22 protein-coding genes and 1 pseudogene are annotated in these 21394 nt (G+C 72.8%); 12 read left to right on the top strand and 11 right to left on the bottom strand.

The window, feature by feature from the left end; translation table 11 throughout:
- The first annotated feature begins 55 nt into the window (after positions 1 to 55).
- Genes EYQ95_RS20600 through EYQ95_RS20580 form a run of 5 tightly spaced genes read left to right on the top strand, consistent with a single transcriptional unit; the run spans position 56 to position 5799 of the window.
- Positions 56 to 1249, top strand: coding sequence for a beta-ketoacyl-[acyl-carrier-protein] synthase family protein (locus tag EYQ95_RS20600; protein ID WP_132330047.1), 1194 nt, complete (start codon positions 56 to 58; stop codon positions 1247 to 1249).
- 17 nt (positions 1250 to 1266) lie between these two features.
- Positions 1267 to 2043: a beta-ketoacyl synthase chain length factor gene (locus EYQ95_RS20595; protein ID WP_132330008.1), complete on the top strand. Its 777-nt coding sequence runs from the start codon at positions 1267 to 1269 to the stop codon at positions 2041 to 2043.
- Positions 2036 to 2866, top strand: a complete 831-nt coding sequence (locus EYQ95_RS20590; protein WP_132330006.1) for a glycosyltransferase family 2 protein — start codon at positions 2036 to 2038, stop codon at positions 2864 to 2866. The genes EYQ95_RS20595 and EYQ95_RS20590 overlap by 8 nt, the downstream gene beginning before the upstream one ends.
- A gap of 1 nt (position 2867) precedes the next feature.
- The gene (locus tag EYQ95_RS20585) at positions 2868 to 4520 is read left to right on the top strand and encodes an NAD(P)/FAD-dependent oxidoreductase (protein WP_132330004.1); all 1653 of its coding nucleotides are present in this window, start codon (positions 2868 to 2870) and stop codon (positions 4518 to 4520) included.
- 16 nt (positions 4521 to 4536) lie between these two features.
- Positions 4537 to 5799: a cation:proton antiporter gene (locus tag EYQ95_RS20580; protein ID WP_132330002.1), complete on the top strand. Its 1263-nt coding sequence runs from the start codon at positions 4537 to 4539 to the stop codon at positions 5797 to 5799.
- A gap of 33 nt (positions 5800 to 5832) precedes the next feature.
- On the opposite strand, the gene EYQ95_RS20575 is transcribed toward EYQ95_RS20580, so the two are convergent.
- The 11 genes from EYQ95_RS20575 to EYQ95_RS20525 form a co-directional block, all read right to left on the bottom strand.
- The gene (locus EYQ95_RS20575) at positions 5833 to 6255 is read right to left on the bottom strand and encodes a hypothetical protein (RefSeq protein ID WP_132330000.1); all 423 of its coding nucleotides are present in this window, start codon (positions 6253 to 6255) and stop codon (positions 5833 to 5835) included.
- A 178-nt stretch (positions 6256 to 6433) separates the two neighbouring features.
- Positions 6434 to 7165, bottom strand: coding sequence for a 3-oxoacyl-ACP reductase FabG (gene fabG / locus EYQ95_RS20570; RefSeq protein WP_132329998.1), 732 nt, complete (start codon positions 7163 to 7165; stop codon positions 6434 to 6436).
- A gap of 148 nt (positions 7166 to 7313) precedes the next feature.
- Positions 7314 to 8255 carry a DUF2272 domain-containing protein gene (locus tag EYQ95_RS20565; RefSeq protein WP_165924804.1) on the bottom strand — a complete coding sequence of 314 codons (942 nt, stop codon included), beginning with the start codon at positions 8253 to 8255 and terminating at the stop codon, positions 7314 to 7316.
- A gap of 120 nt (positions 8256 to 8375) precedes the next feature.
- The gene (locus tag EYQ95_RS20560; protein ID WP_207916573.1) at positions 8376 to 8819 is read right to left on the bottom strand and encodes a phosphotransferase; all 444 of its coding nucleotides are present in this window, start codon (positions 8817 to 8819) and stop codon (positions 8376 to 8378) included.
- Positions 8820 to 8824: 5 nt separating this feature from the next.
- Positions 8825 to 11152 (bottom strand): MMPL family transporter, encoded by a 2328-nt coding sequence (locus EYQ95_RS20555; protein WP_132329994.1) that lies wholly within the window; start codon positions 11150 to 11152, stop codon positions 8825 to 8827.
- Complete coding sequence (locus EYQ95_RS20550; protein ID WP_132329992.1) at positions 11149 to 11787, bottom strand: LolA-related protein; 639 nt, start codon at positions 11785 to 11787, stop codon at positions 11149 to 11151. The genes EYQ95_RS20555 and EYQ95_RS20550 overlap by 4 nt, the downstream gene beginning before the upstream one ends.
- A complete protein-coding gene (locus EYQ95_RS20545) occupies positions 11711 to 12685 on the bottom strand; it encodes an acyltransferase (protein WP_132329990.1) in 975 nt (324 codons plus the stop codon). The genes EYQ95_RS20550 and EYQ95_RS20545 overlap by 77 nt, the downstream gene beginning before the upstream one ends.
- Positions 12682 to 12966: a hypothetical protein gene (locus EYQ95_RS20540; RefSeq protein WP_132329987.1), complete on the bottom strand. Its 285-nt coding sequence runs from the start codon at positions 12964 to 12966 to the stop codon at positions 12682 to 12684. The genes EYQ95_RS20545 and EYQ95_RS20540 overlap by 4 nt, the downstream gene beginning before the upstream one ends.
- 4 nt (positions 12967 to 12970) lie before the next feature.
- Complete coding sequence (locus EYQ95_RS20535) at positions 12971 to 13723, bottom strand: 1-acyl-sn-glycerol-3-phosphate acyltransferase (RefSeq protein WP_132330043.1); 753 nt, start codon at positions 13721 to 13723, stop codon at positions 12971 to 12973.
- A 37-nt stretch (positions 13724 to 13760) separates the two neighbouring features.
- Entirely contained in the window at positions 13761 to 14450 is a 690-nt protein-coding gene (locus EYQ95_RS20530) for a ketosynthase (protein ID WP_243700016.1), read from the bottom strand.
- Between the two features lie 4 nt (positions 14451 to 14454).
- On the bottom strand, positions 14455 to 14724 hold the full coding sequence (locus tag EYQ95_RS20525; RefSeq protein WP_132329985.1) for a phosphopantetheine-binding protein: 270 nt from the start codon (positions 14722 to 14724) through the stop codon (positions 14455 to 14457).
- Positions 14725 to 14831: 107 nt separating this feature from the next.
- On the opposite strand from EYQ95_RS20525, the gene EYQ95_RS20520 reads away from it, so the two are divergent.
- The 7 genes and pseudogenes from EYQ95_RS20520 to EYQ95_RS20490 form a co-directional block, all read left to right on the top strand.
- Positions 14832 to 16172 (top strand): NAD(P)/FAD-dependent oxidoreductase, encoded by a 1341-nt coding sequence (locus EYQ95_RS20520; RefSeq protein ID WP_132329982.1) that lies wholly within the window; start codon positions 14832 to 14834, stop codon positions 16170 to 16172.
- The gene (locus EYQ95_RS20515) at positions 16169 to 17149 is read left to right on the top strand and encodes a pteridine-dependent deoxygenase (protein ID WP_243700015.1); all 981 of its coding nucleotides are present in this window, start codon (positions 16169 to 16171) and stop codon (positions 17147 to 17149) included. The genes EYQ95_RS20520 and EYQ95_RS20515 overlap by 4 nt, the downstream gene beginning before the upstream one ends.
- A gap of 70 nt (positions 17150 to 17219) precedes the next feature.
- Entirely contained in the window at positions 17220 to 17462 is a 243-nt protein-coding gene (locus tag EYQ95_RS20510; RefSeq protein ID WP_207916567.1) for a hypothetical protein, read from the top strand.
- 149 nt (positions 17463 to 17611) lie between these two features.
- Positions 17612 to 18034, top strand: a complete 423-nt coding sequence (locus EYQ95_RS20505; RefSeq protein WP_132329978.1) for a hypothetical protein — start codon at positions 17612 to 17614, stop codon at positions 18032 to 18034.
- Positions 18027 to 19676 carry a PA domain-containing protein gene (locus tag EYQ95_RS20500; protein ID WP_243700014.1) on the top strand — a complete coding sequence of 550 codons (1650 nt, stop codon included), beginning with the start codon at positions 18027 to 18029 and terminating at the stop codon, positions 19674 to 19676. The genes EYQ95_RS20505 and EYQ95_RS20500 overlap by 8 nt, the downstream gene beginning before the upstream one ends.
- A gap of 239 nt (positions 19677 to 19915) precedes the next feature.
- Positions 19916 to 20905 (top strand): porphobilinogen synthase, encoded by a 990-nt coding sequence (hemB, locus tag EYQ95_RS20495; RefSeq protein ID WP_132329974.1) that lies wholly within the window; start codon positions 19916 to 19918, stop codon positions 20903 to 20905.
- 78 nt (positions 20906 to 20983) lie between these two features.
- A pseudogene (locus EYQ95_RS20490) lies at positions 20984 to 21394 on the top strand (shikimate dehydrogenase); the annotation flags it as partial.

The following is a 21394-nucleotide window of genomic DNA, read 5'->3' as shown; positions in this document are numbered from 1 at the left end:
CTGCGAGGAGTCGTACCGCGTGACCGCGCCCGCCGTTCAGCCCGCCCCGTCGCCCATGCCGCCGCTGGCGATCCGCGCCTTCACCGCCACCAGCGCGCTCGGCCGAGGCCTGCAGGCGCATCGCGACGCCCTGCGCGAGCGCCGCAGCGGCCTGCGCGCCAACGATTTCGGCCCGCAGCCGCTGGAAACCTGGATCGGCCGCGTCGACGGGGTCGAGGAGGCCGTGCTGCCGGCGGAATGGGCGCAGTGGGACTGCCGCAACAACCGGCTGGCCTGGCTTGCGCTGCAGCAGGACGGGATGCTGGAGGCGGCGCGCGGGGCGGTCGCCCGCCATGGCGCCGACCGCGTCGCACTGGTGATCGGCACCTCGACCTCGAGCATCGGCGCGACCGAGGAGGCCTATGCGCGCCTCGAGACCGGCGACGACGCTGCCCCCCGCTTTCCCGCCGACCTGGCGCGCTCCATCGTCCATACCCCGCATTCGCTGGGCGACTTCGTGCAGCAGGCCACGGGTGCCCGCGGGCCCTGCGTGACGGTGGCCACCGCCTGCTCGTCCAGCGCCAAGGTCTTCGCGCAGGCCGCGCGGCTGATCGAGGCGGGCGTCGTCGATGCGGCGCTGGTGGGCGGCGTGGACACGCTCTGCGGCAGCGTGCTGTTCGGCTTCAACTCGCTGCAGCTGGTGTCGAAGAAGCGCTGCGCGCCGTTCGACGCCAGCCGCGACGGGCTTTCGCTGGGCGAGGCCGGCGGCTTCGCGCTGCTCGAGCGCGCCGCCGAAGGCGAAACGGGCCTGCAGCTGCGCGGCTACGGCGAGTCCTCCGACGCGCACCACATGTCCGCGCCGCATCCGGAAGGGCTCGGCGCGCAGCTGGCCATGCGCCAGGCGCTCGCGCGCGGCGGCATCGAGCCGGGCGAGGTCGACTACCTCAACCTGCACGGCACCGCCACGCCCGCCAACGACCGCGCCGAGTCCCTGGCCGTGGCCGCGCTGTTTCCCGACACGCTGCATGCCAGCTCGACCAAGGCCTGGACCGGCCACACGCTGGGCGCGGCGGGCATCGTCGAATCGGTGATCGCGCTGCTGGCGCTGGAATCCGGCCACCTGCCCGGCACGCTCGGCGCGGCCACGCCCGACCCGGCCTGCGGCCCGCAGATCCGTTTCGACGATGCGCGACGCGACGCGCGCTACGCCATGAACAATTCCTTCGGCTTCGGCGGCAACAACTGCTCGCTGCTCTTCGCGCGCGCCTGAGCGCCACGGACACATCGATGACGCTCAACGCCACCATCGAGGGCATCGGCTTCTGGGCGCCCGGCCTGCCGGGCTGGGAAGCCGCACGGGCCTTCGCGCGCGACGGCAGCCGCCCGGAGGCCGCGCCCGCGCGCCCCTCGCCGCAACTGCTGCCACCCAACGAGCGCCGCCGCGCACCGGACACCGTCGCCGTCGCGCTCGACGTGGCGCTCGCCGCCTGCGCGATGGCGCAGCGCGATCCGAAGACCTTGCCTTCGGTGTTCGCTTCCATGCACGGCGACCTCGCGATCACCGACTACATGTGCGCCACGCTCGCGAGCGAGCCGGCGGGCGTTTCGCCGATCCGTTTCCACAACTCCGTGCACAACGCCGCCGCCGGCTACTGGACGATCGGCGCGGGTGCGATGGAGCCGGCCACCGCGATCAGCGCGTTCGACGCCACCTTCGCCCAGGGCCTGCTGGAGGCCGCGGTGCAGCTGGCCGCCGGCGCCGACGCGGTGCTGCTCGTGGCCTACGACGCCGCGGCCACCGGCCCGCTCGCGCAGGTCTCCCCCAGCCGCGGGCTGCTGGGCGGTGCGCTGGTGCTCTCGCGCCGCGCGGGCGGCCCGCGCCTTTCGCTCGCGCTGGGCGATGGCGAGCCTACGCCGGCCACCGGCCCTCTGGCCGCGCACGGCGCCGGCAATGCCATGGCCCCCATGCTCCCGCTGTTCGACGCCCTCGCGGCGGGGCATGCTGGCTGCCGGCTCTCGGCCGGCCCCGGCCGCATCCTCAACGTGGACATCGCGAATGACTGAAGCGGGAACCCCCGTGCTCACGCCGGACGACATCGCCGTCGTGATCCCCGCGCTCAACGAGGAGCTGCGCATCCGCGACGTGGTCGAGGGCGCGCTCGCGCACTGCCCGCGGGTGATCGTGGTCGACGACGGCTCCGACGACGGCACCGTCGCGGCGATCGCCGACCTGCCGGTCACCGTGGTCCGCCACGCCAGCCGGATGGGCAAGGGCGCCGGCCTGCGCGACGGCTTCGCCGAGGCCATGCGCCAGGGCGCGCAGGGCGTGATCAGCATGGACGGCGACGGCCAGCACTCGGCCAAGGACATCCCGCGCCTGCTGGACGCGGCCAACGCATTCCCGGGTCACATCATCATCGGCGCGCGCCTGCGCAAGCGCGCGCGGCAGCCGGCCTACCGCCGCATCGCCAACGAGTTCGGCGACTGGGGCATCAGCTGGGGCTGCGGCTTCCGCATCGCCGACACCCAGAGCGGGCAGCGCTTCTATCCCAAGTCGGTGTGCGAACTCGGCGACATCCCCGGCGAGGACTTCGTCTACGAGGCGCAGCTGCTGATCTCCGCCTCGCGCGAGCTGGGCGTGCGCTGCGTGTCCATCCCGATCGAGTCGCGCTACCAGGCCGCGACCGGCCCGGTGCGCTTTCGCAAGAGCCATTTCCGCCCGCTGCGCGACCTCTGGCGCATCACCTCGCACGTGGTGAAGCAGGTCTGGGCGCGGGGCCACGTCCTGCGCGAGTACCGGCGCACGCGCCGCACGCCGCCGGTGATCTTCGATCCCACGGGCGAGTTCGCGCCGCGCGCCGCCGCCCTGCAGGCCGGGTCCACCTGACATGCACGCCACCGATACCGACGTCGCCATCCTTGGCGGGGGCCTGGCCGGCCTCACGCTCGCCCTGCAGCTGCGCCAGCGCGATCCCGCCCTGCGCGTGACCGTGATCGAGCGCCAGCGCCATCCGGTGCGCGAAGGCGCGTTCAAGGTGGGCGAGTCGACGGTCGAGATCGGCGCGCGCTACTTCGCCGACGTGCTGGGCCTGCGCGATCACCTGGAGGCCGAGCACATCCGCAAGTTCGGCTTCCGCTTCTTCTTCAGCGACGGCGCCACCGACATCGACCGCTGCACCGAACTGGGCGTCAGCAGGCTGCTGCCCACGCCGAGCTGGCAGATCGATCGCGGCCGCTTCGAGAACCACCTCACGCAGCGCGTGCGCGAGGCCGGCGCGACACTGTTCGACGGCGCCGTGGTGCGCGGCATCGACATGGGCGAGGGCGGCGCGCCCCACCGCGTCCGCTACGAGGCCGATGGCGAATCGCGCGAGGTGGCCGCGCGCTGGTTGGTGGACGCCAGCGGCCGCGCGGGCCTGCTCAAGCGCAAGCTGGGGCTGGCGGAGACGAACGAGCACAACGCCAATTCGGTGTGGTGGCGCGTGAGCGGGCACCTGGATCCGAACGACTGGTCGGACGACCCGCACTGGCGGGCGCGCTGCACCCCGCCGGACCGCTGGCGCTCGACCAACCACATGTGCGGCGAGGGCTACTGGTTCTGGCTGATCCCGCTGTCGTCGAACCAGCATTCGCTCGGCATCGTCTGCGACGGCGACATCCATCCGCTCGAATCCATGAACACGCATGCCAAGGCCATGGACTGGCTGCGCAGGCACCAGCCGCGCGTGGCGCAGTCGCTGGAGGCCGGCGCGCACGAGCTGCAGGATTTCCTGTTCCTGCGCCACTTCTCGCATTCGTGCAAACAGGTGTTCTCGGGCGAGGGGCGCTGGGCGCTCACCGGCGAGGCGGGCGTCTTCCTCGATCCGTTCTACTCGCCCGGCAGCGATTTCATCGCCATCTCGAACACCTACGTCTGCGAGCTGATCGACGCCGACCGCCGCGGCGAGCCGGTCGCCGGCGCGGCGGCGCTGTACCAGCAGCTGTACTTCTCCTTCTACGCCAACACGATGAGCCTCTACCAGGGGCAGTACCGGCTGTTCGGCGACGCGCAGGTCATGCCGCTCAAGGTGATCTGGGACTACACGCTGTACTGGGCGCTGCTGGCGCCGCTGTATTTCGCCGGCCACCAGGCGCGCCTGCCGGTGCTCGGCGCGCTGCGCCCGCAGTTCGCGCAGGCCGCCGCGCTCAACCTGGCCATGCAGGCGCTGCTGCGCGACTGGGGCCTGCGCAACGCCGCCCGCGGCGACGCACTGCAACCGCGCGATTCGCGCCTGCTCGACCAGGCCCGCATTCCCTGGTTCCACGAGCTCAACCGCCAGCTCGCCGACCGGCTCGACGAGCCGGCGTTCGTGGCGCGCACCCGGGGCGACGTGGAGCTGATGCATTCGCTGGCGGCCGAACTGCTCACGCAGGCACGCGCCGCGCACCCCGAGATCGGCGACCACGGCCTGGCCGCCCTGCTGGGCGACCGGCGCGCACCGCCTTCGCCCCTGCTCGACGGCGCCTGGTACGGCCGCGCGCCTTCGGCGGCGGCGGCCTGAACGAGGGATCGATCCGGTGCCCACGGCCCAGCTGTCGGTCTACTTCTTCCTGCAGGCCGCGGTGATCCTGCTGGTGGCGCGGCTGGTCGGCCGGCTGGCGCGCAGGTTCGGCCAGCCGCAGGTGGTCGGCGAGATGATCGCGGGCGTCACGCTGGGGCCTTCGCTGCTGGGCCTGGTGCTGCCGGGCGTGCAGCAGGCGCTGTTTCCCGCGGACACCCTGGACACGCTCTACGTGCTCGCGCAGTTCGGGGTCGGCCTGTACATGTTCCTGGTCGGCACCGAGTTCCGCGACGACCACTTCCGCGCGCGCTACAGAAGCGCGCTGTCGGTGTCGCTGGCCGGCATCCTCGCGCCTTTCGTGCTGGCCTTCGCGCTGGTGCCCTGGCTGCTGACCGTGCCGGGCCTGTTCTCGGCCAAGGCCGGGCCGCTGCAGGCCTCGCTGTTCCTCGGCGCGGCCATCGCGATCACCGCCTTCCCGATGCTGGCGCGCATCATCCACGAGCGCGGCCTCGCCGGCAGCCCGCTGGGCACGCTCGCGCTCACCGCGGGCGCGATCGACGACGCGGCGGCCTGGTGCATCCTCGCCATCGTGCTGGCGAGCTTCGGCAAGGGCTGGGAGCAGGCCTGGCTCGCCATCGGCGGCGGCGCCGCGTTCGCCGCCTTCATGCTCGTGGTGGGCCGTCGGCTGCTGCGGCGCCTGGCCGACCACGTGCTGCCCGGGCAGCCGCTGTCGGCCACGCTGCTGGCGGTGGTGCTGGCGATCTTCAGCCTCTGCGCCTTCGCGATGGACGCGGTCGGCATCCATGCGGTGTTCGGCGGATTCCTGCTGGGTGCCTGCATGCCCAAGGGGGCCCTGACCGAGAAGCTGCGCGCGGCGCTACAGCCGTTCGTGGTGGTCTTCCTGCTGCCGATGTTCTTCACCTTCTCGGGGCTGAAGACGCAGCTGGGCCTGGTGGTCGAGCCCGGGCTGGTGCTCGCCACCGTCGCGATCCTGCTGGCCTCGTTCTGCGGCAAGGGCATCGCCTGCTGGGCCGCGGCGCGCGCCAGCGGCGAGACGCAGACCGATGCCATGGCCATCGGGGCGCTGATGAACGCCCGCGGGCTCATGGAGCTCATCCTGATCAACATCGGCCTGCAGGCGGGGGTGATCGGGCCGGGGCTGTTCTCCATCCTGGTGCTGATGGCGATCGTGACGACGCTGGCGGCCACGCCCCTGTTCAACTGGATCATGCGCCGCGACCGGGCGCGCGCGGTGCGCGACCCGGCCGCATCGGCCTGAGCGCGGCCGCCCGGCCGCCGCTGCGCTCGGCCTTCAGCGTGCGTCCGGCACCCAGATCGCCACCGCCCGCGCGGTGCGCCTGGGCGGGGCCACGTCCACGCTGACCCCGCCGCCGACGTGGCGCCCGCCGCCGCCCACGCCGATGCCCAGGCCCGAGCCGCCGCTGTACTCGCCCACTTCCTGGATCACCACGCCGTTGGCGCCCAGGCGCGCGGCCTCCGCGCGCAGCTTGGCGATCACCGCGTCGTTGCGGGCCTGCGCGCCATAGGTGAAGCCGCTGGAGGCGTCGAGCAGCGCGATCTCCACGTAGCGCCCGGCCGGCATCTGCGTATAGACGCGCACCTGCTCGACGGGGATGGCCGGGCGCGGGTCGGAGATCATCACCCGCGAGGCGCTGGCGCATCCGGCCAGCGCGCCGAGCAGGGCGAGGGAGAGGACGAGGCGGGTTGCACGCATGGCGGTGGCTCCGGTGGACCCGGCCATCGTGGAGCGGTCGGCCTGAAGGCGCGATGCAGGCGCGGCCCGGCGTTCAGCGGGCAGCACGCCGCCGCATCCGTCGAGAACGCAGTCGCCCGGCCAGCGCAGCGCGGTCCGCCCACGCCTTGTGCGTGCGCCCCGTGCGGCCTTGCCCGGGCTAGGCCATGCCGCCGTTGACGCCGATCACCTGCCCGGTGACGTAGGAGGCGGCCTCCGAGCACAGAAAGCCCACCAGCGCCGCCACTTCCTCCGGCCGCCCCGCGCGCCCGGCGGGCACGATCTGCCTGACCATCTCGGGCGGGAACGCGTCCTGCGCCATGCGCCCCTCGATCACGCCCGGCGCGACCACGTTCACGGTGATGCCGCGGCTGGCCATCTCGCGCGCCAGCGACTTCGTGGCCCCGTGCAGCGCGGCCTTGGCGGCGGCGTAGTTGGCCTGCCCGCGGTTGCCGGTGACGGCGGCCACCGAGGAGATGCTGACGATGCGCCCGAAACGCGCCCGCGCCATCGGCAGCAGCAGGGGCTGGGTGACGTGGAAGAAGCCGTGCAGGGAGACGTCGACCACGCGATGCCACTGCTCGCGCGACATGCCGGCCATCGGTGCGTCGTCGTGGATGCCGGCGTTGTTGACCACCGCATGGATCGGCCCGGCCTCGAGCAGCGCCGTGACCGCCGCCTGCGACGCGTCGGCATCGGCGACGTCGAAGGCCACCGCCTCGGCCGCGCCGCCGCCCGACAGGATCGAGGCGACCACCGCCTGCGCGCGATCCAGCCCGGTATTGGCATGCACGATGACGTGGTAGCCCGCGCGCGCGAGCTGCTGCGCGATCGCACTGCCGAGGTCGCCGCTGCCGCCGGTCACGAGCGCGCGTCGGGTTGGGATGGTCATGGAGGCAGGCCCTGCGGGATCGATGCGCGATTCTCACCGATGCGCCCGGCGGGCGGTGCCTCCCGACCCCGTGGCCGGGTAAGCGCGCGCACCCGGGTCGCGGTCGCGGCATTGCGACCGCGGGTGCGGCCGACGGGCCTCGTGCGGGCTACGGGGCCGGCGGCGTGGCCGGAGGCGGTGCGGGTGCCGCGCAGCGACGCATGCCCGGCGGCATCGGCAAATGGCAGATCTCGCAGCAGGGGCCGGGGGGCGTTGCAGGCGGTGCCGGCAGGTTGGCGGCGGCGTCGAGCTTGAGCAGTGCGACCCAGTCGTGGCGGTGCAGGTTGCAGGCCGAGGGCAGTGCCGGCGAGCACTCGGGGTCCGCGCCCGTGCGGCGCGGCAGGTTCCAGAACCGCCCCGCCGCATTGAGCGGCAGCAGGCGCATGGTGACGCCCTGAAGCACGTTGCCGCCGACCAGCCGCGCGCGGGCGTTGGCGGTGGAGACCACGATGTCGCAGTGCATGGCCAGCGGGCCGTCATGCCCGCGCGCGAGCCAGGCGCGGAAGCCGGCGACGCCGAAGGGCGCGGGCATGCGCGAGTAGCAGAGCAGGTCGCCGACGGCAGGCGGCGTGGCATCGGGGTCGGCGTAGCGGTAGGGCCCGACGCCGCGCCAGGCCTGGCGCACGTAGTCGACGTGGCGTGCCGAATGCGCAAACCCCGGCACTCCCGCACGCGCCATCACCCATGACACGAACACCGCCGACCAGGGCGTGTCGACCAGGAAGCTGCGGCACAGCGCGTTGCGCTCGGGCGCCGCGCCGAAGCAGTCGGCCTGCGCGTGCAGGCCGTCGGGCGGCCAGCCCAGCCCGCTGCCCTGCCAGTACGCCGCCACGCGGCGCCAGGCCGGGGTGCCGTCGCGCAGCCGCAGCGCCTCGGCCTCCGATACGCGCAGGTGCGCCAGCCGCCCGGCCTCGTCGATGAAGGGCGAGTACCAGCTGGCATGCTCGGCGCAGGCGACCGCGGCGATGCGCGAGGCGGTGTCGCCCCCGGGCGCGCCGGCACAGCCGTCGCTCGCCTGTGCGCGCGCGGCCAGGGCCAGGCTGGCCAGCATCAGGAGCGTGGGCAGGCATCGCGGCGTCGGCATCGGCCCGTGCAGGTGGACAGGTGCGCAGACGCTCGCACAGCGCGCGTGGCGCCGGCTTTCACGCGCGCGAGGATGCGACGACGCGGCTCAGGCCGGCGGATGGATCACCGCGGCCCGTCCTTCGGCGAGCACCGCGCCGGCATGGCGGACCACGAAGGCGTACTGCCAGCCTGCGTCGCTTTCGACCAGCACCCGGGCCTCGCCCTCGAGCGGGCCGGGCAGGTCGTCGATCCGGTCGCGATGCAGCACGACGCCGCGCAGGGCCACCAGCAGGCCGGGCCGTGCGACGCCGCCGCCGAGCTGCGCGCGCAGCCCGCCATGCACCGCCATCGCCTGCGCCCCGTACTCGGCCAGGTGCACCGCATGCAGGCGACCGCGAAGGCGCAGCGGATGCGCGGCATCGACATGGTCGTCGGCCTGAAGCCGCACCGACTGCGCATCCCAGGCCAGCACGCGCTGCCAGAGGCACATGCGGCCCGCATGCGGCACCAGCCGCGCGATCGCCTCGCGCGTGGCCAGCGTTCCACCCATCGCGATCATGCCATCGCCCCGCGTGCGGGCCGGCGCACGATCAGCAGCGCCAGCAGGAAGTTGGACGCCACGCCGAGCGCGACGGTGCTGCCGATCGCGCGCAGCACGGGGATGGTCGACAGCGCGAGCAGGGCGAACACCAGGAGCGTCACCGCGCTGCAGACCAGGATCGCGTGCAGGGCGCGCGCCTGTTCGTCGGGCTCGTCGCCGGCATGGTCGAAGAACAGCGCGTAGTCCAGCCCGAGGCCGGCGGCGAGGATGAGCGCGACCAGGTGGAACAGGTTGAGCTCCACGCCGGCAAGGCGCAGCACCGCAAGGATCACCAGCGTGGTCAGCGCCATCGGCGCCAGCACGCGCGCCACCCGGCGCGGCGCGCGCAGCACGGCCCAGACGGTGAGCGCGAGCAGCACCGCGGCCAGCGCGAGCGCGGCCAGCACGCGGCCGCGGTATTCGGCCACCAGCGATTCCGATGCCTGCTTCAGGTCGACCAGCCGCGCGCCGAACGGCGCGACCGCCGCGGCCACCGCACGGGGATCGCGCAGGCCGGTGAGCGTGACCAGCGCGGTGGCGCCGTCGCCGTCCTCGAGCAGCAGGCCCTCGATGCTCGACGCCAGCGGCGTGCCGGCCAGATCGCGCGGCCGCAGCGGGGCGGCGCTGCGCGCGCGCTGCACGTCCTCGACGAAGCCGGCGAAGACATCGGGCACGAAGGGACTGGCCGCGACCGCGGCATCGAGGTCGCGTACCAGCGTGGGCGCATCGGGCAGGGCGGCCTGCCGCGCGCGCTGCGTCGCCGCGCTGGGCACGTAGCGCGCGGCCAGGTCGTAAGCGGCGATCACGCCGTCGGCGCGCAGGCGCTCCAGCACCGGCAGCAGGCGCTCGCTGCGCTGCAGGGCGGCCTCGCCATCGCGCGCGGCCAGCGTGACGAGGTAGCGCACGTCCGGTGCACCCAGTTCGCCGCGCAGGCGCGTGTCCTGCGCGAGCGCGTCGGCGGGCACCGGCGTGAGCCTGGACAGGTCGTTCTCCCAGAACGCGCCCGGCGCCAGCGCGGTCGCGGCCGCGGCCACGAGCGCGAGCGCGATGCCCGCGCCGACGCCCAGCCGCGGCCAGCGTGCGATGCGTCGCCACAGCGCACGCAGCCAGGGCCATTCGGCGACGTCGCGCGGCGCGGGGTCGATCAGCGCCGGGAGCAGGAAGCGCGTGGCCAGCGCCGCGCTGCCCAGCCCGACGATGGTGAACACCGCCAGCTGCCTCAGGCCTTCGACGCCCGAGGCGAGGAAGGTGAGGTAGGCGATGCAGGTGGACGCCACGCCGGTGCCCAGCGTCGGCCACAGCGCGCGCGCGCTCGCCCAGGGCGAGACCCCCGGGCGCTGGTGGCTGAACAGGTGGATCGGATAGTCCTGCGCCACGCCGATCAGGGTGAAGCCGAAGGCCACGGTGATGCCGTGCACGCCGTCGAACAGCAGGGCGACCGCCGCCAGGCCGGTCAGCCCCGCGGTCGCCAGCGGCAGCGCGCCCAGCAGCGGCGCGCGCCAGCTGCGGTAGGCGATCCACAGCAACAGGGCGAAGGCGATCGAGTCGAGCGTGCCGATCAGCGAGGCCTCGCGTTGCGTGCGCGCCGCCACCTGCACGGCGAAGGCACCGGGGCCGGTGAGCACGAGCCGGCTCGACGTGCCCGCGCGCACCGCCTCGAAGGCCGCGCGGATGCCGGCGACGGCGCGGGCCTGCGCATCCGGGTCGAAGCCCGCCGCGCTGGTCTGCACGGCGAGCAGCGCGCTACGGCCGTCGCGGCTGAACCACACGCCGTCGACGAGTCGCGGCGATGCGGCCGGCTGCCAGCTTTCGGCCAGCTGCAGCATCTCGAGCGTGGGATCGCGCTCGACCAGCGGTTCGATGAGCGAGGCCGCCGGCGAGCCCAGGTCGGCCACGCGCTGGGCCAGTGCCTCGGACAGCGCCGCCTGCGACAGCCCGCCCTGCGCAGCGCGTGGCGACAGCAGGTAGCGGTAGGGCCGCAGCCGCGCGGGGATCGCCGAGAGGTCCGCATCGCCATTGGCCACCAGCGCGATGCCAGCCTGCGCGCGAAGCCGCGCCGCCAGGGCACGCGACTGCGCGGCCAGGGTTTCCTGCGGCGCCCCCTCGATGGAAAGCAGCAGCAGGCGCGCGCCGGGGCCTTCGCCCAGTTCGTCGATCAACAGGCGCTGCTCGGCGGTTTCCGGCGCGGGCATGAACCTGCGCAGGTCGCCGCCCAGCTCGAGCGAGCGCCCCGCGGCCCAGCCGAGCGCGGCGAGCAGCGCCAGCCAGGCCAGCGCGAGGGCGAGGCGACGCGCGGGCGTCATCGCGTCGTGCAGAGCGCGGCCAGCGCGGTAGCATCCCGCACGCCGGCCGCGTCGCGCGCGGCGCCGGCGAGCAGCGTGCGCTGCACGTCGCCCTTCACCGGATGGGTCTCGATGCAGCGCAGCTCCGCGCCACGCCCATGCAGGGCCAGCTCGCGCACACGCGCGGCCATGGCCTTCTCGCGCGGGGTCAGGCGCAGTGTCCAGCGCTCGCGCGTGCCCGTGCTGGCCATGCGGAAGTGGCGCTCGAGCAGCGCGCGGTCGCCGGAGAGCAGCGCACCGAAGCTGGCCTGCAGGCCGGCGAGCTCGGGGGCGCGGTCGAGCGAATAGGTCTTCGCCGACGCACCGCGCGCGATCGTCACGCTGCCGCCGCGGATGGTGGACGTTTCCGCGTAGGGCGCACGCACCTGGCGCACCAGCACGTCCTCGTGCGGGCGCTGGTATTCGCCCTCGATGCGCAGCGGCGTCTTCAGAAGGCGCGAGCCGCGCAGTTCCACGAAGGCCGTGCGCATCGGCGCCGGCCGCGCCAGGCGCTGCAGGATCCAGCCGGCCTCGACCGCCTCAGGCGGCGCGGCGCGAAGCGTCGCCGTCGTCGCGACGAGCGTCGTCAGCAGGAGCGCGGGCAGGATCGATCGCATCGTCGGCGGACCAGAAGTCGAAGAAGTTGAACCAGTTGTAAGGCGCCTCGCGCGCACGCCGTTCCAGCGCCCGCGCATAGGCTTCCACGCACTCGCGGATGCGTGCGGCGCGATGCTGGCGCGGCACGTCCAGCCCCTCGCTGAACAGCTCGAAGTGCAGGTCGTAGCGCCGGCCGCCGCGGTACAGGCCGAAGGCCAGCACCACCGGCAGCTTCAGCATGGCCGCGATCATCCACGGCGAGGTGGGGAAGGGCGCTTCGCGGCCGAGGAAGGGAACGTCGATGGTCGGCTCGCCCGGCTGCGCGCGGTCCACCAGCAGCGCGACCAGCGCGCCCGCCTCCGCGGCGTCCTTGATCGCCAGCACGATCGACGGGCCGTCCATGCCGGCGTCGATGATGTTGGCCGCCAGCTGCGGGTTGAGCGCATCGAGCAGCTCCTGCATGTCGCGCGAATGGCCCTTGTCCAGCACCACGCGGATCACCGCGTCCGGGCGCTTGGTGCCGAGCACGCGCATGGCGTCGAAGCTGCCCAGGTGCGAGCCCAGCACCAGCACGCCGCGGCCCCGGTCCATCTGCGCATGCAGCGCATCCAGGCCGGTGGTGCGGATGTCGAAGCGGTCGATGTCGCCGCCGAGCAGGAAGACGCGGTCGAGGATGGTCGACGCGAAGGTGTGGATGTGGCGGGCCACGTCCCACAGCGTGGCGGGGCGGCCCAGCGCGACCGTCAGGAACGCACGTGATGCGCGGCGCTCGGGCCCGCGGCGCAGCAGGAAGTAGAGCGTGATCGGATACAGCAGCAGGCGCCCGACGGGACGCCCGCCGTGTCGGCTGATCGTGCGGATCAGCCACAGCGCGAAGCGCCCCCCGCCCTGCGGTCGCTGCTTCCATCGCGCGTTCATTCCGCGCCCCCGGCCACTTCGCCGCTGGCCAGCAGCGTCTCGCCGCGCAGCACGCGGAACTTCCAGCGCCCGGCTGCGCCGTCCAGTTCCACCCGCGCGCGCTCGCCCGGCAGCAGCGGCTGCAGGAACTTCACCTGCGGCAGCCGCATGGAGGACAGCGGCCCGTACGCGGCTTCGATCGCTTCGATCACATGGTCCAGAAGCACCACGCCGGGCACGATCGGATTGCCCGGGAAGTGCCCCGGCAGCGCCGGGTGCGAGGCGTCGACCACGAAGTCCATGGCCTCAGGGCGCATCCATCAGGGCGACCACGGCCTCGCGCGCCTGGCGGGCGATGCGATCGCGCACCTCGGCCGGGGAGCCTTCCGGCAGCGTGATCGGCGTACCGAAGCGCACGCGGATGGTGCCCGGGCGCACGCGGAAGCCCCCGGCGGGCAGCACCGCGCCGGCGCCGCTCATGGCCACCGGCAGCACATGCACGCCGGCGGCGATCGCCACCTGGAACGCGCCGGGCTTGAACTCGCCCACGCGGCCGCCGCGGTTGCGCGTGCCCTCGGGGAAGATGCAGAGCAGGTGGCCGGCCTTCACGATCTCGGTGGCCGCGCGCAGGCTGCGCACCATCGAGGCGCGGTTGCCGTCGCGCTCGATGAAGCACATGCCCATGGCCCTGGCGTAGCGGCCCACGAAGGGCACGCGCGTCATCTCCTGCTTGAGCATGAAGCGAAGCGGCACCGGCGTGGCGCGGAACAGCGCGCAGATGTCGATGATCGATTCGTGCGTGGCCACCATCACGTAGGGCCGGGACCAGTCGATCGCCTCCCGGCCCTCGACCACCAGCTTCGCGCCCGCGCCGCCCAGAAGGCCCGGCGCCCACAGCGTGGCGGCCATGCGCAGCGGGCGGCGCACGTCGCCGGTCGCGGCCCGCACGGCCAGGGCCAGCGAGATGCAGCCCGCCGTCCACAGCAGGGTGAAGACCAGCTGCACCGCGTTGTAGGCGGTCCAGAGCAGGCGTGCCGGCAGCGGCTCGGCGAGGGGCAGGCGATCGGTCGGGGCGGACATGGGCGGTAGCGTGCGGTCAGCGCATCACGTCGCGCCAGAAGGCGGGACCGAGCGCGCCGAGGCGGCGGACGAAATCGGGGAAGTTGCGGTAGGGCCGGTCCGGAAAGAGCCGCAGGCGAACCAGGTATTCGACCGCGAACAGCATCCCGGCCAGGCCGTAGTCGATCAGGTTGGCGAACCACGACCACGCCGCCTGCGACACCGTCACCGGCGGCGGATAGCCCAGCTGCATCAGCAGGCCGTCCGGCACCGCGATCAGGCCCAGCAGAAGGTTGGCCAGGCCGATCGTGCCCAGAAGGCCCGCCCACAGCCGGGTCAGGCCACGCGTGTAGGACACCAGCGCCGGCGCGAGCTCGGCCGGCGCGCACTGCTCCAGGCCCGCCACGATCCGGCTGATCAGCGGCACCTGGCCCGCACGCAGCGTGCGCGCGAAGAACCAGGCGACCAGCCAGGGAAACAGCACCGGCGGCAGCAGCAGGAGCACCGGCAGCACGCGCGAATCCTGCGCCAGCCACAGCGCGGCCATGCAGGCGGCCACCACGGCCACGGCCCAGGCGCGGCCGCGTGCCAGCGGCACCACCAGCAGGATCAGCACGATGTCCAGCAGCGCCAGCGCGGCCAGCGCCGGATCGCGCAGCGTGCTCGCCGCATGCGCGATGAAGGGATACGCCGCGCCCAGCAGCAGGCGCGCCAGCGCGACGTTCATCCGCTCAGGCCGTCCGGTGCGCCTGCACGTGCCCGCTCAGCGCGCGCAGGGACGCGAAGATGCGGCGGTTCTCGTCGCTGTCGCTGCGCAGCTGGAAGCCGTACTTCTTGCTGATGGCCAGGGCGAGCTCCAGCGCGTCGATCGAGTCCAGCCCCAGGCCCTCGCCGAACAGCGGCGCCTCCGGGTCGATATCGGCCGCGGCCACGCCATCGAGGTTCAGGCTCTCGACGAGCAGTTCGGCCAGTTCGGTTTCGGCGGGGGTCTGGTTCGACATCGGGCTTCCAGTCTGCAGGGGCGGGCCGCCTCGGTCGGCCCGGGCGGCGGCCTCCCCTGAATCATTCACGGGGAGGCGGGCCGGCGCGGGCCGCTATCATTCGCGGCATGAACGAGGTGCGAAATTCTGCCAGCTCGGCGCCGGAGGCGTGTGATGTGCTGGTGGTGGGCGGCGGGCCGGCCGGGAGCACGGCCGCGACGTTCCTGGCGCGTGCCGGCTGGCGGGTCATTCTGCTCGAAAAGGCCGCCCACCCGCGCTTCCACATCGGCGAATCGCTGCTGCCGATGAACATGCCCATCCTCGAGCGCCTCGGGGTGATGGACGCCGTGCGCGCCATTGGCGTGGTCAAGCGCGGCGCGGACTTCCCCGTCGACGATGGCCGCTACAACGTCTTCCGCTTCGAGCGCGCCCTGCGCCCGGTGCCGGACCACGCCTTCCAGGTGCGCCGCGCCGACTTCGACCGCGTGCTGTTCGAACATGCGCGCGCCGCGGGGGCCGACACGCGCGAACACACCCGCGCCCTGCGCATGGAGACCGGCGCCGACGGCCGCCCCGCGCGCGTGCACGTGCGCGGCCCCGACGGGGAGTACGCCATCGCCCCGCGCTTCGTGCTCGATCCCAGCGGCCGCGACACCTTCCTCGGTGGCGCACTGCGCCTGAAGCGGCGCAACCGGCGGCACCAGTCGGCCGCCGTGTTCAGCCATTTCCGCGGCGTTTCACGCCGGCCCGGCGAGGACGCTGGCAACATCAGCATCTACCGGCACGCGCACGGCTGGATGTGGTTCATTCCGCTGCCGGATGGCGAGATGAGCATCGGCGCCGTGTGTTCGCCCGGATACCTGAAGGAGCGTGGTGGCCAGAGCGAGGCCTTCCTGATGCGGACGATCGCGAGCGTGCCCGCCGCGGCCGCGCGCATGGCCGGCAGCGAGCGCATCGCGCCCGTCCATGCCACCGGCAACTACACCTACGAGTGCAGCCGCATGCACGGCCCGGGCTGGCTGCTGCTGGGCGATGCCTATGCCTTCGTGGACCCCATGTTCTCCTCCGGCGTGTTCCTGGCGATGAACAGCGCCGAGCGCGGTGCCCGGGCGGTGGATGCCGCGCTGCGCGAGCCCGCGCGCGAGGCGACGCTGATGCGTGACCTGCAGGCCACGCTGGATACGGGCCTGGACGAGTTCAAGTGGTTCATCTACCGCTTCACCTCGCCGGTGATGAAGGCGCTGTTCGCCGAGCCGCGCGACGTGCTCGGGGTCGAGCGCGCGGTGGTGTCGATGCTGGCCGGCGACGTGTTCGAGGCGCGCCCGGTGCGCTGGCGCCTGCGCCTGTTCCGCGTCATCTACGCGCTCTCGGCGCTCGGCATGGCGCGCGATGCGCTGCTGGGCTGGTGGACGCACCGCCGGCAGGCGCGGCTGGGCTTCGAGGCCGAAACCCTGCAGGACGCCTCGTGAGCGCGAATCCGGTGCATGCGGCGCCGCGGCTGCGGCAGGGCTACGAGTCGGCAGCGCTCGACGCAGTGCTTGCGCAGCCCGACGTGCTGGCCGTCATCGGCTTCGGCCGCGCCGCGCCGCGCTCGGAGGATCCGCGCGCGCTCGCCGTCGCGCTCGAGCCGCATGGCACGGCGCCGCTGGAGGTCTGGCGCACGTCGTCGCCGGTGCGCAGCGGGCGCACGGGGGGGCTGGCGTACTCGCACGACGGCAGGCTCCTGTTCGCGGCGATGGAGGTCGACGAGCGCGCCGGCGACATCGAGGCCGCGGCCGGGGATGCCTATGCCGCACTGCGCACGCGCACGTCCGCGCTCGGCTATCCGCACCTGCTGCGCGTGTGGAACTACCTGGACGACATCACCCTGGGCGAAGGCGATGCCGAGCGCTACAAGCGCTTCTGCGTGGGCCGTGCGCGCGGCCTGGGCGACTTCGCGCCGACCTCGCTGCCCGCGGCCACCGCGATCGGTCGCGTCGAACCCACCGGCCGCCTGCAGGTGTACTGGCTCGCCGCCCGCGAGCCCGGTCATCCGCTCGAGAATCCGCGCCAGGTCAGCGCCTACCGCTATCCGCGCCAGTACGGCCCGCAGCCGCCGAGCTTTGCGCGCGCCATGCTCCCCGCCTTCGAGGCGCCGCTGCTGCTGTCGGGCACGGCGGCGATCCGCGGCCACGAGTCGCTGCATGCCGACGACGCCGCCGCCCAGCTGGACGAGACGCTGGCCAACATCGCCAGCCTGGTCGACGTCGCCCGCATGCACCGGCCCCGGCTGCCGCCCGCACTGGGTCCGGGCTCGCACCTGAAGGCCTACGTTCGCGAGGCCGGCGAGCTCGCCCTGGTCGACGCCCGCCTTGCCGCGCACCTGCCCGCGGTGCCGCGCATCGTGCTGCATGCGCGCGTCTGCCGCCGCGAACTGCGCCTGGAGATCGACGGCGCGCACGGCTGAGTACTTGCATCGCCGCGCGCATCGCGCGATGGTCGGCCCATCGCCAATTCAGGAAACCAACCTCATGGGCCTGATCAGCCTGGTCTGGGGCATCGTCGCCCTGCTGTGGATGCTGCTGGCCTTCATCCCGCTGCTGGGCTGGGGCAACTGGTTCGTCATTCCCTTCGCCGCCATCGGCGCGCTGATCGCCGTGGTCGGCATCGCCACCACCGCGCGCGAGAACCGCGGGCGCGCGAAGACCGGCCTCGCGCTCAACGCGCTGGTGATGGTGGTGGGGGCGATCCGCCTGAGCCTGGGCGGCGGGATCCTCTGAGCGGACGGTTTCCGGGCCGTCGGGCCACCCTTGAGCGAAAACGTGAACTGCAGCACACTCGGGCGGCGTCTGGCCGGTTCTACCGTGTTCAGCCGTTAAGCACCTCCGCCAGTCCGGCGGGGGCCAGGGACCATAGGGGAAATCAAGACATGAACTACCTGCGTACCTGCGGGTTCGTGCTCGCCCTCGCAACGGCGGGCAATGTGGTGGCGTCCGAGCCCGCCTCGCGTGATGGCGCGACGGCGCGCGTTGATGGCATGAAAGCTGCGGTCGATCCGGCCACGGGGCGCTTGCGGCCTTTGACGGAAGAGGAGTCCGCCCTCCTTGACGCGACCACCGTTGTCACACCGGCGAGGGCGCGAGCCGCCAGCGTTTCGGGCTACAGCATCGTCATGCCGCACAGCGATGAAGACGCGCTCGCGTCCGCACGCACGCTTCCCTCCGGCGCGACGGTCATGAAGGCGCCGCCCAGCGCGATGAGTACGCTCGTTGCCCGCCGCGACGCGCAGGGGCGAATCGTTGTTTCCCACGAGGGTGATGCTCCGCAGGTCCGGGAGGTCGCCAGTGAATAAGTGCTTCCTCTCCTTGGCGACGGCCGGGCTCCTCGCCGCTGGCGGCGCCGACGCGGCGGTGATCAGCCTGATCAATGTCGACCCCGACGGCGTCGGCCTCAACGATGCGACTCCCACCCGTCCGGTGGGTGGAAATCCCGGGATAACGATCGGCGAACAGCGACGCATCGCCTACCAGTTCGCGATGGACCTTTGGGGTTCGGTGCTCCAGAGCGAGGTCGAGATCAAGGTGTATGCGTCCTTCGCTCCCCTTGCATGCACGGCGGGGAGTGGCACGCTCGCACAGGCCGGCACCAACTGGATCGTGTACAACACGCCGAACGCGCGTCCGAACACGCTCTACCATTCCGCACTGGCCGATGCGCTCGCCGGCGAGGACATCGTTCCTGATCCGGATGATCCGGGCGACATCTTTTCGCAGTTCAACGGTTCCATGGGACGACCGGACTGCCTTGCAGGCCTGAGCTGGTACTACGGTCTGGACGGCAAGACGCCCCAGGGCACGATCAACTTCCTCAACGTGGTCATGCATGAGCTCGGCCACGGCCTTGGCATGTCCGGTTTCATCAACAAGTCGACCGGCAGCCATCTCGCCGGCATTCCCGACATCTACACCGTCCAGGCCCTGGACAATGCGACCGGGCTCTCGTTCGTCGCACCGGCCATGACGAACGCCACCCGTGCGGCCGCGATGCGCACACCAGGACGTACGGTATGGAACGGGGCAGAGGTGAATGCGCAGGCCGCGCTGGTGCTCGACGCGGGCCGCAACATGCTCAGGGTCACCGCGCCCGCAGCGGCATCGGGTACCTACGAGTACGGTGTTGCCCTCTTTGGGCCGGCCGTTTCGCCCGCGTCCTTCCCGGCGCGTGACATGGTGCTCGTTGACGACGGGGTGGCGCCGGCAGGTGCGAGCACGACGGACGGGTGCGATACGCCGTTCGCCAATGCAGCCGCGGTAGCCGGCAAGATCGCGGTGGTCGACCGGGGAACGTGCGGATTCGCCGTCAAGGTGCGCAACGCGCAGCTCAATGGCGCTGCCGCCGTCGTGGTCGTCAACAACACGGCCGGCGTCATCGACATGGCGAACGCGGCACCGCCATTCACCGACATCACCATCCCGTCCGTCATGGTTTCCATGAGTGACGGTGCGCGCATCAAGTCGGGCCTGCCTGCAACGGGCGGCGTGTTCTTCGACCAGAGCGCACTTGTCGGTGCAGATACGGCGGGCCGCGTCCGTCTGTATTCGCCCACGACGGTGGCCGGCGGATCGACGTTCTCGCATTTCGACACGGCACTGGCTCCGAATGCGCTGATGGAGCCGTTCGATACGCCGGAGATCCAGGCACACGTCAATGTGGACCTGACGCCAGCGGTCTTCCAGGACATCGGTTGGACCCTCAACCCCGCCGGCGGTCGCATCGGGAAGTGCGACAGCTCGGTGGATGCGGTCGAGGAGGGTGGGATCATCATCGGTGCGAACGTGGCAGCACAGAGCGGCGTGTGCCAGGTTCAGGCAGCCGGGAGCAAGCCTGCCTATGTGAAGTGCATGACGACAGCGGCAAGCCGGCTGCGTGACCAGAAGCTGATCACTTCGACCCAGTTCAACCGGATCTTCCAGTGCTCGGCGTTCCAGCGTTGACGTCCTAGCCCACCTGGGCCGGCGCCTGAGGGCGCCGGCCCTTTTCTTGGACCGGCCCAGACCGGGCGTCTGCGCAACGCCGCAGGCGGATTCGCCCGCGCCGGCACGGCAGCCGCGGCTGTATGAAGAGCGTTTCCTGCTCGGCAGCAATGGGCCAGGCACGAGGGTGCGGCCGGTGTTGCGTGCACGCGATGCAGCGTCGTGGCCGGCATTCGCGGCCGCCGGCGTATCATCGCGGCATGAGCTATCCCTACGTGCGCCCGCGGCGGATGCGCCGCGACGAGTTCTCGCGCCGCCTGATGCGCGAGACCCGCCTCACCGCCGACGACCTCATCTACCCCGTCTTCGTGCACGAGCTCGACGGCCGCGCGCCGGTGGCCTCGATGCCGGGGGTCGAGCGGCTGTCGATCGACGAGCTGCTGAAGGTGGCCGAGGCCGCCAGCGAGCTGCGCGTTCCCGCGCTGGCGCTGTTCCCGGTGACCGCGCCGGAAGCGAAGTCGCTCGACGCCGCCGCCGCCTGGGACGACGAGGGCCTGGTGCAGCGCGCGGTGTTCGCGCTGAAGTCGCGCTTTCCCGAGCTGGGCGTGATCACCGACGTCGCGCTGGACCCGTACACCTCGCACGGCCAGGACGGGCTGATCGACGAGAACGGCTACGTGCTCAACGACGAGACCGTCGACGCGCTGGTGAAGCAGGCGCTTTCCCATGCCCGCGCCGGTGCGGACATCGTCGCGCCTTCGGACATGATGGACGGGCGCATCGGCGAGATCCGCGCGGCGCTGGAGATGGACGGCCACGTGCACACGCGCATCCTCGCCTACAGCGCCAAGTACGCCAGCGCCTTCTACGGCCCGTTCCGCGACGCGGTGGGCAGCGCGTCGGCGCTGGGCAAGGCCGACAAGAAGACCTACCAGATGGACCCGGGCAACTCCGACGAGGCCCTGCGCGAGGTCTCGCTGGACCTGGCCGAGGGCGCCGACATGGTCATGATCAAGCCGGGCCTGCCCTACCTCGACATCGTGCGCCGGGTGAAGGACGAGTTCGGCGCGCCGACCTTCGTCTACCAGGTGAGCGGCGAGTACGCGATGTTCAAGGCCGCCGCGGCCAACGGCTGGCTGGACGAGAGGAAGTGCGTGCTCGAGGCCCTGCTGTCGACCCGGCGCGCCGGTGCGGACGGCGTGCTGACCTACCACGCGCTGGACGCGGCGCGCTGGCTGCGCGAGGCCTGAGCCCGTGCGCCGCCGGGGCGGTGCCGGCGGCGGGCGTGCCGGCCGCGCGCGCGGGATGACGGCGTCCGCGGCCGCCGCATGAGCCCCCCGCGCTATGCGGTCTTCGGCCACCCGGTGGCGCATTCGCGCTCGCCGCGGATCCATGCGGCCTTCGCGGCGCAGACGGGCATCGAGCTCGTCTACGAACGCATCGACGCCGCGCCCGCCGACTTCGCGCGCGCCGTCGCGGCCTTCGCGCATGCAGGCGGCCGCGGCGCCAACGTGACCCTGCCGCACAAGCCCGTCGCGCTGGCGCTCTGCGACGACCTCGCCCCGCGCGCCGCGTGGGCCGGCGCGGTCAACACGCTGATCCGTCTCGACGACGGCCCCGGCGGGCGCCCGCGCTGGCGCGGCGACAACACCGACGGCATTGGCCTGGTGCGTGACCTGCGTGACCGCCACGGCCTGGCGCTGGCCGGCGCGCGCGTGCTGCTGCTGGGCGCGGGCGGG

This window comes from Lysobacter sp. N42 (genome assembly GCF_004344885.1).
Note: the sequence above shows the minus strand (reverse complement) of the source record. Positions and strands in the feature narration are given on the sequence as shown.

Coding starts and splice junctions, on each gene's coding strand:
- EYQ95_RS20595 (WP_132330008.1), top strand. CDS start 1,267: ATGACGCTCAACGCCACCATCGAGGGCATCGGCTTCTGGGCGCCCGGC.
- EYQ95_RS20550 (WP_132329992.1), bottom strand. CDS start 11,787: ATGCGATCGATCCTGCCCGCGCTCCTGCTGACGACGCTCGTCGCGACG.
- EYQ95_RS20540 (WP_132329987.1), bottom strand. CDS start 12,966: ATGGACTTCGTGGTCGACGCCTCGCACCCGGCGCTGCCGGGGCACTTC.
- EYQ95_RS20575 (WP_132330000.1), bottom strand. CDS start 6,255: ATGCGTGCAACCCGCCTCGTCCTCTCCCTCGCCCTGCTCGGCGCGCTG.
- fabG (WP_132329998.1), bottom strand. CDS start 7,165: ATGACCATCCCAACCCGACGCGCGCTCGTGACCGGCGGCAGCGGCGAC.
- hemB (WP_132329974.1), top strand. CDS start 19,916: ATGAGCTATCCCTACGTGCGCCCGCGGCGGATGCGCCGCGACGAGTTC.
- EYQ95_RS20525 (WP_132329985.1), bottom strand. CDS start 14,724: ATGTCGAACCAGACCCCCGCCGAAACCGAACTGGCCGAACTGCTCGTC.
- EYQ95_RS20505 (WP_132329978.1), top strand. CDS start 17,612: ATGAACTACCTGCGTACCTGCGGGTTCGTGCTCGCCCTCGCAACGGCG.
- EYQ95_RS20600 (WP_132330047.1), top strand. CDS start 56: ATGCCGCCGCTGGCGATCCGCGCCTTCACCGCCACCAGCGCGCTCGGC.
- EYQ95_RS20545 (WP_132329990.1), bottom strand. CDS start 12,685: ATGAACGCGCGATGGAAGCAGCGACCGCAGGGCGGGGGGCGCTTCGCG.
- EYQ95_RS20565 (WP_165924804.1), bottom strand. CDS start 8,255: ATGCTGGCCAGCCTGGCCCTGGCCGCGCGCGCACAGGCGAGCGACGGC.
- EYQ95_RS20585 (WP_132330004.1), top strand. CDS start 2,868: ATGCACGCCACCGATACCGACGTCGCCATCCTTGGCGGGGGCCTGGCC.
- EYQ95_RS20530 (WP_243700016.1), bottom strand. CDS start 14,450: ATGAACGTCGCGCTGGCGCGCCTGCTGCTGGGCGCGGCGTATCCCTTC.
- EYQ95_RS20520 (WP_132329982.1), top strand. CDS start 14,832: ATGAACGAGGTGCGAAATTCTGCCAGCTCGGCGCCGGAGGCGTGTGAT.
- EYQ95_RS20555 (WP_132329994.1), bottom strand. CDS start 11,152: ATGACGCCCGCGCGTCGCCTCGCCCTCGCGCTGGCCTGGCTGGCGCTG.
- EYQ95_RS20590 (WP_132330006.1), top strand. CDS start 2,036: ATGACTGAAGCGGGAACCCCCGTGCTCACGCCGGACGACATCGCCGTC.
- EYQ95_RS20560 (WP_207916573.1), bottom strand. CDS start 8,819: ATGGGTGGAACGCTGGCCACGCGCGAGGCGATCGCGCGGCTGGTGCCG.